This is a genomic window from Moraxella marmotae, from assembly GCF_042219885.1.
Lineage (GTDB): Bacteria > Pseudomonadota > Gammaproteobacteria > Pseudomonadales > Moraxellaceae > Moraxella > Moraxella marmotae.
On the sequence record NZ_JBHJHR010000004.1, the window covers coordinates 210471 to 222857 of the forward strand.

Genomic DNA, 12387 nt, shown 5'->3' on the forward strand with positions numbered 1-12387 from the left:
CCGTAGTGGAGCATCAACCAACAACACAACATCAATCAAAGTAGGCCTTGTATTTTTCAGCGATGCCATGTTTTTTCAAAACAGCGACAACATCAGCTTCGTCCTCATAATAAGTGAATTTGACTTCGCCATCTACGGTTTCAATATCCCCAATAAACTGCAATGTTTCCTCGACAGCACAGCCATGAGCTTGCACATCGTAGCGTTTTGCCATTTGTTTAATGACAATCTCAGGGCTAGACCACTGTGTGGCGCCATTAATGCAAATGCAATTTTGGTTAACTTTGCTAATTTCAAACTTAGCATCCCAGCTTGATGTACCAAGGTTTTTTGATGCCCATGCAAGATAATTGCAAGCACCGTATTTGTCAAAAAGTGCAACATGTTCAGCGAACTTAGGCACGGCTCTAATTTGCTTTTTGGCTTCACCAATGGTGGTTTGTGGGGTGATGCCTAATTCTGACAATTCCTCTAATCCATATTTTTGTAAGTAGTCGATGGGCGAACTGTCCTCACTGCAAATGGTTGCGTTCTCCTCATTGCCAATGGTTAAACTGTTATCAGAACAAACCATCAAAGCTGCGAAAATGTTTTCTTGCACGATTGAGACTCCCAAATCAAAACCATCAAACTTGACCAGCTCATCAGGCATAGGGTTAATTTTGTCGATTCTAAAAGTGCCAAAACCGTGTGGGTCTAGGTCACCCAGCATTCTTTGAATATTCTCGGTTTCACCTTGAAAATAGATAATAGTTTCTACATAGTTAGCCATAGGATTGTCCTTATTGAGTTGACAGGCTATTATAAAGCAAGACGGGGACTAAAAGAAATATTATCTAAAGCCTTTATGGCAGGGCGTTAGCCTTACTAACCTATTCTCTGCCCACCATCTCGCCTGCAGGCGTGGCATTAAAAAGCCCCACCAATCGGCAAGGCTTATCAACCAACAACATCAAGCAAAGATTTTTCTAAGCTGTTTTTGGAAATTGGTTTGGTCGTGGGCAAAGTTGCAATGGACATCCCAATCAATTTCATAAAGCGGCGTATCGGCTGGTATCGTGTTATCAAAGGCTATATCGGTCATCAACAAACCCATAATATCCATATCTTCATATTCGTAGCTGTAATAAGCATGAGAAATCACGCCATACAATGCTTCAGCAAAAGCTATTTTCTGTTGTTCACTGGCGTTCTTCAGTTGCTCAAACTTTAACCATGAACTATAGATTTCACTAACTTCGCTGAATATGGTTTGGTTGGTAGTTTCAATAGTGCCGATTTTGCCAAGAAATTCGCTTTTAAGTTCAAAAATGTTAGGCATTGGTTTTTCCTTTTGGTTACTGTGATAAGTTAAATATTGGTTTATGCTGGCTTGTTTTGCATGCCTTGAAAATATCCCATATCAAAAAACAATTCGTCCATGACGGTAATCAAAGCATAGCCAAACTCGCCTGCATTGTCGATTTGTTGGCGGATTTGGGTTGGCAACTCATCAAACCAAAAATGACGCATTTCGGTGGTGATGTAAGAATAATCGCCAAGCCATTCGGACATTTCACCACCAGCAAAGTTTTTGTAATGCTGAACCATCTTACTGGCAACCAGCTTGCTATCATCGGCATGGCTGTTTAGTAGCTCGATTTGCTCATGATATAGCTTGTAAACAGCGTTAATGCACAGCTTGGCGGTGCTGTCGCTGCTAAAATCGGGGTTATTGTGAGCCTTAGTGGTGGCGTTGGCAACTCGTCCAGCAAAGCCGATGAGTGATAAGACTGGTAAGGTTTGGCGTTGCATGATGGTTTCCTGTGTTGTTTGGTTGATGGGGTTATTATAGACAAGGAGAGAAACAGCACAACCAACCATTACCTTAAATCCTTATCGATAGGGCGTTAGCCTTGCTGTTCTGTTTTGTCGGACAATGTTCTAACAAAAACTCTCATAGCTTCACCTTTTTATTCACCAATCGCTTGCTTTTTTAAAGCAATCAAGTCATATTCCAAAGCATCAATTTCACTTTCGATAGAATCTATGGCAGAGCGTAATTCATTATAACTAATTTGCTCAGTTTTCAGCTTTTTAATCAGTGGGTGGTCGCTATATTGCGGTGCAATGTCAAGCAATGGCAGGACAACTTTGTCAGGCAATGGAGATCTTTTCATTGCTTTTTCGCATCGATCACTCAACCACCAGCCAAAGCCAAAAACTAAAATAACAAAACCTAACCAAACCAAAATAAATTCTTTGGGAGGGTTCGGCCACGCTTTCTCCAGTTCTCCTGCTGCAACCAAGCTGAAAAAAAAGATAAACAATCCGCCCAAAAGATAGGCGCCACTGCGGTTGCCTATCTTCTCCGCCCTAGAACAAGAGACGAAGCACATTACATCTAAAAGCTTTTTCTTATGTGCGATTTGCTCATTGATTTTAATGATTTCATCAGTCACTGTCGGCACCAACAGCTGTTTACGATGCCAGATTGCTGTAATTTCTTCAAGCATTATCATCACCATCAATCTTAGTAATCGGTTCACCAGTTACCACATCAAACGGCGTGGCGTAATTCCAGCCACCAAGAAACGAGAAAAAGACAGGTTCGTCGTCGCTATCTCTATCACAGTGCATGATGCAAACGGTGTCGGTGTTTGCTGTGGCATTGGTTGGGTTTTCTTCGCTGTCACTTACATAACAGGGTACAAATTTTTGTTTGCCTGTTATTAATAAGTGCCTGACAATCTCAAAACTGGTTAATGGACTTGGTCCTGGTTTTTCAAATTCTATGCCGTACAGTTTACTGAGCAACTCGCAATTTTCATCTGTTGCGTGAAAAAGCTTTGGCATATTGCCGTGAGAGAACGCTCTGCAACCAGCATCAGTCCCAGCGTCGCTGCGGCATGCACGTAACGAATATTTTCTGCCGTTTGTTTCTGTCAAAACATAGACTTTATTGGAACAAGACGGTGCATACACCTTATCGCCCACTCTAAATATTGCCATTTTTAAATTCCTGTTGGTTGGTTAAGTTGATGGGAACATTATAAAGCGGAGAGAGAAAGACGCAAACAAGCATTACCCATGTTCCTTATGATAGGGCGTTAGCCTTACTAATCTTCTACCGCACCTTGCAGGCGCGCCACCAAAACAATCTTACTGGTTTTGAATGCAGTTATTTAATTTTTATTGCACATTATATTTTAGTTATAGTAAAATATCAAGTTAATGAAACAGTAGTAATTAGCTGCTCATTTAGTGGCTACTTGCTGAAATTCAGGAATTGACAAATGTGCGATTTTAAAATATTCAATAATAATTGCATTGAAACCATGCAAGGCTTGCAACAACAAAACATTGTGGTTAATCACATCATCACTGATCCGCCTTATAATATTTCCAGTGAAAATAATTTTCATAGTATGAATAATCCTCGAGCAGGTGTGGATTTTGGCGAGTGGGACAAAGATTTTGATGTTGCAAGATGGCTGGATTTTGCCTTTCCACTTCTACACAAAAATGGCTCTTTGGTTATCTTTTGTTCTTATCGCTTTATATCCCAAATCACCCAAAAAATTGAACAATTGGGTGGAGTGGTCAAAGATGTGATGATTTGGCAAAAACAAAACCCCATGCCTCGAAATATCCACCGTAGGTATGTGCAGGATATGGAATTTATGATTTGGGCAGTCAAAAGCAAAACTAGCAAATGGATTTTTAACAAACCTACTGACAAACCTTATCAGCGTGGATTTTTTCAAACACCAACTTTGCTTGGCAAGGAACGCACCAAGCACCCAACTCAAAAACCAGTCGCTCTCATGAGTGAAATTATACAAATTCACACAAACGAAAATGAGTTGATTTTAGACCCATTCATGGGCGTTGGCAGTACAGGTGTGGCTTGCCACCGATTGGGCAGACAGTTTATTGGCATCGAGCAAGATAAAACATGGTTTCAGGTTGCTAAACAGCGGCTTGATTTATGAATATTTATCAACAACCAACTTTAGGCGGTGGATATTTAGCACCACCGAGATCGTTTTTTTGCGATTGCTGAGGATTTGCCAAAAAAAAGCATTTAAAATTTTGGCAAATAAAAACCACAGCATGGATTCCACCACGCTGTGGTTATGTCATCAAGGTGACTTCAAAACAACCTACATTTTCATCACTTTGCTACTATTAAGCCAACAGGTTTGGTAATAATAACCACCTAAGGCGAGTACCAGTCGCTTTTTATTATGCCATTAAGTCGTAAAAAGTCAAGCTCAAACCACTAACCAAAATATTAAAATCCTGCCCACAAACAGGACTTTTTGCTCAAAAACTCGATAAGTCTTGTTATTGACAATTGTCAAAGCATGGTAGCGAAAGTCAGCCAATCCAATGAATTTGCCACTTTTAGCCTGCAATTTTGATAAAAACCGTACAGTCGGTTTGTTTGATATATGTTTGAAAAATATTTTCAATTTTTGCTTGACAAAAGTTTTGGTTGTGCTAGAATAACCAGCACAACGACTTTGTAGATGTATTCACAGAGAGTTTTCCTTAGCAAAAAGCCTCAGCGTAAAACTGAGGCTTTTTGTTTTGTGGTGAAATTACAAATTTGGCTGTTTATCTGTTCCTTGTAATTTTCGCTCAATTTGTTCTTTCGCCTCAGGAATTGCCAACAACTCATCAATAAAGTAAGAAAAATTTTCTTTAGCATCAGCGGTGCGAATATTTTTGATTTCATTATAATCAATGTTTAAAATAGCACATAATTCACTGCCAGTCAGAATATGATCGAGGTCAAAACAACCTTTAAAGCCCTCAAAAATCTTTTCTTTAGATTCTTGATTGAAGCTGCAAATAAAGAAATCTGTGACAAAAGGAATTTTTGCGCCAAACACAGTGGCAAAGGTTTCAAGATTTTTTCGTTCAGCTGCTGACTTTTTGGTGTCGAACGCATCGCCATCTTTCAATTCAATGATTTTACAAATTCTATTCTGCTCAACCACAAAAATCAACATATCAGGTTCTATCTTTTTGACCAATTGAGCATAGCGAGACTTTTTCAAGGTCTTTTTCAAGCACAAATAAGCACCGCTTGGCACTTTATTTGCTGTTGTATCGTCTATGAACAGGTCCAAATCCTCAATCACTTGGGACCGATCGGCAATCATGCGCTCAAGCTCGCTGCCATTGGAAATCACTGTCGCTTGCACACGAGACAACAACTGTCCTAGCTTGACATTACCAATCACGCGAACATAGCCAGAGTTACCATCTTTGCGGCCTTTGGCTGCTGAAATTTTGCTCATTCAATCTTCTCCATGAACCAAGTCTGCACCAACAAAATCACGCCCTACTTGCTGGCACGCTTCAAAAACAGACCACCCACCCGAAGCAGGATCAAGAACAATATCGCCATCTACTGTCGTCGCCAAAATCAATTGTTTTTGTAATCCAACAGGTTTTGAATGCGTGTGGTTCTTTTTGCCAATTTTTTCCGCCCAAACATCAGGGATATTGTGCAGTACCCAAGTGGTTTTGGCTTTTTTAGGGTGTTTTTGAACGACAACAAGGTATTCACTGCGACGTCGGCTACGATACCCCATGCCAATCTTCATTTTGTCCCAAGTGATCATATCAACCACTGATAAGCTTGGCGTTTGTGTAAACCAGCCTTTGACCCCCTCAACCAAATGAAATTTGTCCACCCATAGAAATAGGTAGCCATTTGGTTTAAGGGCTTTTTCAATGCCAATGATAAAATCACGAATGGTTTGTTCGTCCATTTGTGGTAGAGCAGAGCGTTCTTTACCACGAGACACGCCCTCGTTACCGTAAGACAGTTTGTCTAGCACGCCACGATATTGTGGGTCAAAAAAAGCAATTTTAATGCTTTCGCTTGGCAGTTGCTTGAGCAAATCCAAGCCATTCATTTTGTTTTTCTTGTTTAGAAAGTTTTCCATATTTGTTCCAACCAGCCTGCTAATCACTGCTCATGTTCATATTTAAGCTTGCCCAAGCCTTGAGCTTTAGCCAGATCTTCCAGCGATTCGTAGTAATCAACTTCGACAATATCCAATTTTTCCAACAGCTGCTTGCGAACTGTTTCAATGCTTAGCAAGCGATCAAGAAAGTGAGACAGGTTTTCATTGGCAGTTTCATCATCAACTGCTTGGTCGTTATCAGCAATGGCGGCAGCTTGCACTTGTGCTAACAGTTGGCCAAGCTCGGCATTGTTGAACAGTCGAGTAATGCTTGGTTGTTCGGTTTCAAGGTGCTGCATTTTTGCAAGTAAGTTTTGAGTAGTCATGGTTCAATCCTATTGTCAGTTAAGAAAATCGCATTCCTTAGAAAAAATGCGATTTTTACCAAATTTTCCCTAGGAAAAAATGTAATCAAAATGGAATTTCTTCTTTGCCAATGCCTGCTTGTTGAGCGTTAATCGGTTGTGGTTGTGGCTTTTGCTGTGGCTGGCGCGCCTGCTGACCGCCAAAATTCTGTCCTTGCTGGAACTGGCTTGGCTGGGAAAACTGTTGGCCGTATTGCTGATTTTGGTACTGCTGTGGTTGTCCTTGATAGCCACCTTGTCTTTGGTACTGTTGCTGTGGTGCTTGACCACGGTTGCCATATTGTTGGCCTTGATATTGCTGTTGTGGCTGACCTTGGTATTGAGCATTTGGATTACGTTTGTAACCATTGTTTTGCTCGCGACGATTGCCGCCAATCAGCTTAATCATGCCAGCTTGCACTTCCCAAGATTGGCGTTCAATACCATTTTTGTCGGTGTAGGTGTTTTGGTGCAAACTACCCTCGACATAAACCATAGAGCCTTTGACCAGCGTTTGCTCGGCAATATCCGCTTGCTTGCCAAACACTTTGACACGATGCCATTCGGTACGCTCACGCCATTCACCGCTTTTACTGTCACGCCAGTGTTCAGAAGTGGCCAGTGATAGGGCGACGATTTTACCGCCATTTGGGGTTGCACGAACATCAGGATCGGCACCTAGGTTGCCTACAAGGGTTACACGGTTTATCATCTCATTAATTCTCCATAGGTAAAGGTTGGTTCGTTAGGTTATGATTTACTTGAAAATTCAATTTCTACAAAAATCATATCATAAATATCATTTGGGTTGGCGCGGTACGGTTCAATGTACAAGCCACAATCAACTGCTGGAACAAAACTGATTTGTTCGATTGCTCGCAAATCAGCATTATCAAAAAATGGTGCAACATCAATAAAAAGCGGCTCGCCTGCATCGTATTTTTCAATGACATCTGCAAAAGCATTATTATACCATTTTTCGCCATCAGCAAAGATCTGATTTGTCACCAACATCAAAAATCGATTGTCGGCTTTGTAGAGCATTTGGCATTTTGGCACTGTAATGGCTTGTGTGCAATCTTCGCTCAGCCAAAAATTTAATTCGATTGCTGAATATGTAGGTAGCATAGTCAATTCCTTGTTGATTGATTTGATGGGTTTATTATAGGCATAAGAAGGGACAAGAAACAAAATATTGTCCGAAGCCTTTATGAATAGGGCGTTAGCCATACATGCCCGGCTTTACCACAAGCTATATGTTAGCGGCTCGCAGTTCTGATATTGAATAGCTTTGTTCAGGGCCATACAAAATCAAAAACTCGTTATCTGCCCACGCAGCTTCTTGTTGCGTCCGTTTAGATAGCTCATTATTAGAAAACGAACCTAATTCATCAAGGACTTGTTTTACCACCTTGGTAAGCTTAGCATCTTGTCTCATTTGAAAGACAATATCATCAACATCAGCAAATCGGATATTGCCGATGCCTCTTGATGTTAAGTAAGCCACAGGTTCACTGATTGGCTCCCAGTAGATTTTAAAGTAACCATAAACCGATTTGACCACAGGTCCATATTGCCATTTGACAATATCTTCATCAATCAACTTGGCATTGAACAGTTTGACATATTTTGCTACAACATAGTAGAGCAATTTTTGTAGTGTTAGGCTGGTAACTGGATTGTGTCGCTCGGCGGCTTTGACCACGATGTAATTGGCGACGTCCATTGCTTGGTAAACTTTTGGCATTTTTTGCTTCCAATGTGGGTGATTTTTTTTAATTTTCTGCCCACATCTTTGCCAATATGGGCAGAATTTACCATTTTTACCTATTCATCAAGGTAATGTTCGATGACAACTGTGATGATTGCCAGTGCGATTTTGATGGCTAATTTCATTTTTTTTGCTCCTGCTTGTTATTAAACAATTCCTACAAAGATATTTAATCTTTGATGTAGATATTGTATGAAAAAGCAGGTGAGCTGGCAACCATCTTTACTTAGATTTACATTGACTTCTCGTCAAGCTCATCAATGTTATCAAATGGCTGGAAGTAAAGCACATTGTAGTAATCGCTGGCAGAGCCCTCAATGAAAGTATCGCCATTGTCGGTGGTAAAAATGCCGTTACTTTCTTCGTAGCTGTGGTAGGTTTTACCACCAGCATAGCACAAGCGAGCCAGCACTTTATCACCGTTGCCAAAATACTCATCAAGCTGTGCTTGCAGTTGCTTGATATAGGTGACATCTTTTAGTGGTTCGTGGTTGATGAAATGCTGGCTGTTTGGCATATCTGGTAGTTCCAAAAACAGCTTATCGCCATTGTGGTAGCAGACGATGCCAGTTTCATCTATTTGAATGTTGGTTAGGTTCATATCTATTCCTCCGATTGGTAGTGGTAGGAATAGGATAGTGTAAAAAAGCGAAGCAGACGCAAAACGTCACCTTAAGCCCTTACTGGCAGGGCGTTAGCCCATGTTTTGCTGTCGCTGCGCCATAAGCTTGTTTGCAGCCGAGAAAAAGTTTCAACCATACTTTAAACTTTTACAATATATGGCAAAAGTTTCAATGGCAAGTTGCATTTGTTGTGGTAAGCCATTAAATTTCAATATCAGCCAGTGCTTGCAGTTGTTCTTGTGAGTAGTTTGCCATCAATGTCGTTAAGACTGCGTGTGCTTTGGCTGGCTTGTTTGGCTGTGCCAATAGTGGTGAAAACTTGGATAACTGGCCAAAAGACCACAAACCATCTTTGACATCGTTCTCGGTCTTACCAACACGAAAAACAATATCCAGCATGCCATCTTTGACGCACCTGTTCAAAACCTTGTTCTTCACCACATCAAAGCCAAAACAATCAATCAGCTGCAATAAGATATGTTCAAAACAGTAAATGCGATTTGCCAGTTGTTTGGTGATAGTGCTAATCTGCTTGTCATCGCTATTATCAACCAAAGCAGAAAGACAGCGCTTATCACCTGTTAAGAAAGTAGAATGTGGCATATTGACAGCTGCTAAAATCAACTGGTTTTCGCCACCATCTAAGCCATCAAAACTGGATAGGTGAGCAAGCTGTTGGTGGTCTTGGTCTGACACGGTGGCAAGGCCATTAACCAAAGCAACCAACGAATCACGCACTGTTTCATTGGTGATTTGTTTTTTGGCATATTTTTGGATTGAAAACCGAGCTGTTGGCGTAATCAAAATGTCTTTTCTTGTGGCAGATAGCATCATCAGCATATGATCAAACAGTTCGCAGCCAACCAATTTGATCACAATATCGTTGTCACAAATCAATATCATTATTCAACGCCGATCAAATATTTAACAATTTCGTCATCGTCAATGCTTTGCATATCCACGTAATGCAGATATAACGATTGAGCGATCTGCTGGTCTGTTTGTTGATTGACCAATTTTTTGGTCATAATTTTTAGAGCAGTTTGTGCCAAAGCAAATTTTTGATTGACGTAGGCATAGTTAAGCACCATATGCAAAGGATCAATTTGCATTTCTAGGCCTTTGGCAATCATTGCTTGCGCCAAACCTTGTGGTGAGTAGGATTTACTGGTGGCAAATTGTGCCTTTGGATCGCCTGTCAGCAATTCTAAAGCGAAAGCATCAGCTTGCTGTTCCAAGTCGCTGTCATCAGTTTTATCAATCTTTTTATCTAAAATGATTTGTTTTTCTTGAACATGGCCAAGCAAGATGTGACCAAGCTCATGTGCCAAGTCAAAAACCAATGCACCATGCTTGTTCTTTTTGGTTAGCACGATGACAGGGCGATTTTGCTTAATAAACGCCAAGCCGTCCATCTTGGGCGTTGGCAGATTTGCCAGATGAATAACAGGAATACCAACAGACCAACAAAAATCCGCCAAGGCATAAAAATCCACCCATTGATGGTTTGTCAATACTGTTTGTCGAACTTGCATGGCTGTTTTAGGTAGATTGCCGACAGGTTGGTCAAAAGCCGATAAGGTAATATCAGCTGCAAACATCGCTGTTGCGACAGCAGGTTGTAACCTGTCTTTTTGCAAGTTTTTGCTGTGCTTGAATTGGTGCTGGCTTACGCGAAACTTGGGCAAACTGTCATCTTGAAGACTGTCGTGCAAACTTGAAAATTCCAAGCCAAAAGTGCGAGCAGTAATTAGCTCGGCTTGTTGCAAACCAGCAGGCGTGGTGGCAATCTCATCGCACCACCAGTCTGGTAGCTGTTTTTTGATTTGGTTTTTGCTAAAACCTAAAGCGATGAGTTTTTTGTAAATAAGTTGCATGTTATTTTTTGGCATAAAAACTCCTGTTTAGGTTGTTTTTACCATTATAGCATATTTGATATGGCAAGTGCCGACTTACCAAACTCACCAAGGCAAAGCCCAATCATTAGGATCATGGCTTTCTACTGGCTTATTCTTGCGAGATTCTTCCAGCTCTTTATAGCGATTTCTGGCATAATCAGCGGCCATGTTATCAATTCTTACTTTGGAAATTGCCATATCTTCGGGCAGACCACGAGCCAACCAACGCAAAACCTTGACAATGTCTTTTTCGTCTTCAAATTCATCTTTGAGCAAAGAAACAAAGCAGGGCAGGCTGTCGATATGCCATTCCAATTCTTCCACAGTTTTCATTTTAGAAAACTCATCATGACCCGATCTTAGATTGGCATAATCTGAAAATCTGGCATTATCACCAAGATCAATCAGCCGCTCAATGTCTTCTTCTAGCTTGCAGGCCCTTTCGTATTTTTCATCATCGGTGGCGGGTAGGTAGATTTTGGTATGCACCACTTTGCTTTTGTTACAGCGCTTGATAATTCTTTGGCGAAATTTTTCATCTTCGGCAAAGGTTTCTGAAAAAACTTCTGCCCACCGCAGATATTTGCTGTTTTTTAGGTCCAAATAAACCGTGCAAAGATCGCCTGTATCATCACTAACAACCAGCGGTAATGGTTCTTTGATGGCTAGGCTTTCGGCATTGCAACAAAAGCTAAAGCCGTTTTTATAGGTGCTAAAAACTTCTAATGTCATGATTAATTCACTTAATTTACAAAAGTTGCTTTAAATGTTTAATAAATTTATGGCTATCCAAGAAATAGTTTGGGTAAGCTTTTTTGATTTCCTTAAGGTCTTTGGTTGAAATCAAAACCAATTCAATATGTGGCCGATCAACGTTTTGAATTTCCAACAGCTTGTAGATGTTTTCGGCTTGATCAGCTTGCATCTTGCTAAATGGCGTCAAGCTTAGGGTTTTATTGACAGTGTCGAGCTGCATTAAATAATAGTTCTCGCCAGTGGTTTTGGTGCTGGTGATGTGCTTAGAAGAAACAACCCAACTTTGCAGCTTTTGAAAAACTTGCAATTTTTGTTCTATTGTTTTAATTTCTTGAATGATGGTTTCGGTTGGCACATCGGTAAAATCATCGTCAATGACGGTGCATTCTTGCTTAGCAAACAGCACGCTGGCAAGCTTAAAAAAGCGTTTATGTTCATCACTGCCACCGCCAGTTTTGATTGATGCATTTTCAATTAAACCTAAGATTTCCACGGCAGTAGCCCAATAGTGCTGCAACTGCGTGCGAATTTGCAGTTCAATATTTAGCTCGTCTGACTCACTGTGCGTGGTGGCACTGTATTTGAAAACTTGGTGCAAACTACGGTAGCCATCGGCTTTGGGCTGCTTAATGTAATCTTTTGGTGGCAAAAGTGGCTTGTGCTGATGTTTGCCAGATATTAGACTGTTGTGCAGTCGATAAACATCATCTATGGTTTTAACGATGACCCGAAGCCCGCCAATGTCTTGCATTCTTGCCAAGTTCATGCCATCAAATCGTTGGATTTTTTTAATGATTGATGGCGTGCGTTTGAGGCGTTGGGCAACAGTCGTTTCTTTCAAGCCAAGTTTGCTGATGTGCTTGCGAATCAGTGGCTGAAAAGCATTAATTGGGTAGGCGTGCAAGCTGCGCCACTGCGATAGCACTTCCATTGCGGTGCTGTCTTTCGGATCAGCTGCCAATGTCTCGCCTGCTTTTTTGACTTGTTTTTTACTTGGTTTCATTTTGGGTCACTGTGGCAAATCAAATT

17 protein-coding genes are annotated in these 12387 nt (G+C 40.9%); 1 reads left to right on the plus strand and 16 read right to left on the minus strand.

What is annotated here, in order from left to right:
• Nucleotides 1–31 precede the first annotated feature (31 nt).
• The 5 genes from ACFBZI_RS11790 to ACFBZI_RS11810 all read right to left on the minus strand — a co-directional run bounded on the left by ACFBZI_RS11790 (nt 32) and on the right by ACFBZI_RS11810 (nt 2991).
• Nucleotides 32–772, minus strand: a complete 741-nt coding sequence (locus tag ACFBZI_RS11790; protein ID WP_375716383.1) for a DUF1281 family ferredoxin-like fold protein — start codon at nt 770–772, stop codon at nt 32–34.
• 180 nt (nt 773–952) lie between these two features.
• Nucleotides 953–1321, minus strand: a complete 369-nt coding sequence (locus ACFBZI_RS11795) for a hypothetical protein (protein ID WP_375716384.1) — start codon at nt 1319–1321, stop codon at nt 953–955.
• Between the two features lie 41 nt (nt 1322–1362).
• Entirely contained in the window at nt 1363–1863 is a 501-nt protein-coding gene (locus tag ACFBZI_RS11800) for a hypothetical protein (protein ID WP_375716385.1), read from the minus strand.
• An 89-nt stretch (nt 1864–1952) separates the two neighbouring features.
• A complete protein-coding gene (locus ACFBZI_RS11805) occupies nt 1953–2495 on the minus strand; it encodes a hypothetical protein (protein WP_375716386.1) in 543 nt (180 codons plus the stop codon).
• Nucleotides 2488–2991: a hypothetical protein gene (locus ACFBZI_RS11810; protein ID WP_375716387.1), complete on the minus strand. Its 504-nt coding sequence runs from the start codon at nt 2989–2991 to the stop codon at nt 2488–2490. Before ACFBZI_RS11810 ends, ACFBZI_RS11805 begins: the two co-directional genes overlap by 8 nt.
• Nucleotides 2992–3275: 284 nt before the next feature.
• Here ACFBZI_RS11810 and ACFBZI_RS11815 point away from each other — a divergent pair, with 284 nt between their 5' ends.
• Nucleotides 3276–3974 carry a DNA-methyltransferase gene (locus ACFBZI_RS11815; protein ID WP_375716388.1) on the plus strand — a complete coding sequence of 233 codons (699 nt, stop codon included), beginning with the start codon at nt 3276–3278 and terminating at the stop codon, nt 3972–3974.
• A gap of 612 nt (nt 3975–4586) precedes the next feature.
• Here ACFBZI_RS11815 and ACFBZI_RS11820 read toward each other — a convergent pair.
• From ACFBZI_RS11820 to ACFBZI_RS11870, 11 genes are all read right to left on the minus strand, one after another.
• Nucleotides 4587–5291, minus strand: a complete 705-nt coding sequence (locus ACFBZI_RS11820; RefSeq protein ID WP_375716389.1) for a hypothetical protein — start codon at nt 5289–5291, stop codon at nt 4587–4589.
• Complete coding sequence (locus ACFBZI_RS11825) at nt 5292–5945, minus strand: DNA methyltransferase (RefSeq protein WP_375716390.1); 654 nt, start codon at nt 5943–5945, stop codon at nt 5292–5294.
• Nucleotides 5946–5968: 23 nt separating this feature from the next.
• A complete protein-coding gene (locus tag ACFBZI_RS11830) occupies nt 5969–6292 on the minus strand; it encodes a hypothetical protein (protein ID WP_375716391.1) in 324 nt (107 codons plus the stop codon).
• Nucleotides 6293–6377: 85 nt separating this feature from the next.
• Nucleotides 6378–7022 carry a single-stranded DNA-binding protein gene (locus tag ACFBZI_RS11835; protein WP_375716392.1) on the minus strand — a complete coding sequence of 215 codons (645 nt, stop codon included), beginning with the start codon at nt 7020–7022 and terminating at the stop codon, nt 6378–6380.
• Between the two features lie 38 nt (nt 7023–7060).
• Entirely contained in the window at nt 7061–7540 is a 480-nt protein-coding gene (locus tag ACFBZI_RS11840) for a hypothetical protein (RefSeq protein ID WP_375716393.1), read from the minus strand.
• 22 nt (nt 7541–7562) lie between these two features.
• Nucleotides 7563–8057, minus strand: coding sequence for a Panacea domain-containing protein (locus ACFBZI_RS11845; RefSeq protein WP_375716394.1), 495 nt, complete (start codon nt 8055–8057; stop codon nt 7563–7565).
• A gap of 256 nt (nt 8058–8313) precedes the next feature.
• Entirely contained in the window at nt 8314–8682 is a 369-nt protein-coding gene (locus tag ACFBZI_RS11850) for a hypothetical protein (RefSeq protein WP_375716395.1), read from the minus strand.
• Between the two features lie 223 nt (nt 8683–8905).
• Nucleotides 8906–9607, minus strand: coding sequence for a hypothetical protein (locus tag ACFBZI_RS11855; RefSeq protein WP_375716396.1), 702 nt, complete (start codon nt 9605–9607; stop codon nt 8906–8908).
• Complete coding sequence (locus tag ACFBZI_RS11860) at nt 9607–10596, minus strand: ImmA/IrrE family metallo-endopeptidase (RefSeq protein WP_375716397.1); 990 nt, start codon at nt 10594–10596, stop codon at nt 9607–9609. The genes ACFBZI_RS11855 and ACFBZI_RS11860 overlap by 1 nt, the downstream gene beginning before the upstream one ends.
• A gap of 69 nt (nt 10597–10665) precedes the next feature.
• Nucleotides 10666–11334: a hypothetical protein gene (locus ACFBZI_RS11865; RefSeq protein WP_375716398.1), complete on the minus strand. Its 669-nt coding sequence runs from the start codon at nt 11332–11334 to the stop codon at nt 10666–10668.
• 16 nt (nt 11335–11350) lie between these two features.
• Complete coding sequence (locus ACFBZI_RS11870) at nt 11351–12361, minus strand: RelA/SpoT domain-containing protein (RefSeq protein WP_375716399.1); 1011 nt, start codon at nt 12359–12361, stop codon at nt 11351–11353.
• Between the last annotated feature and the right edge of the window lie 26 nt (nt 12362–12387).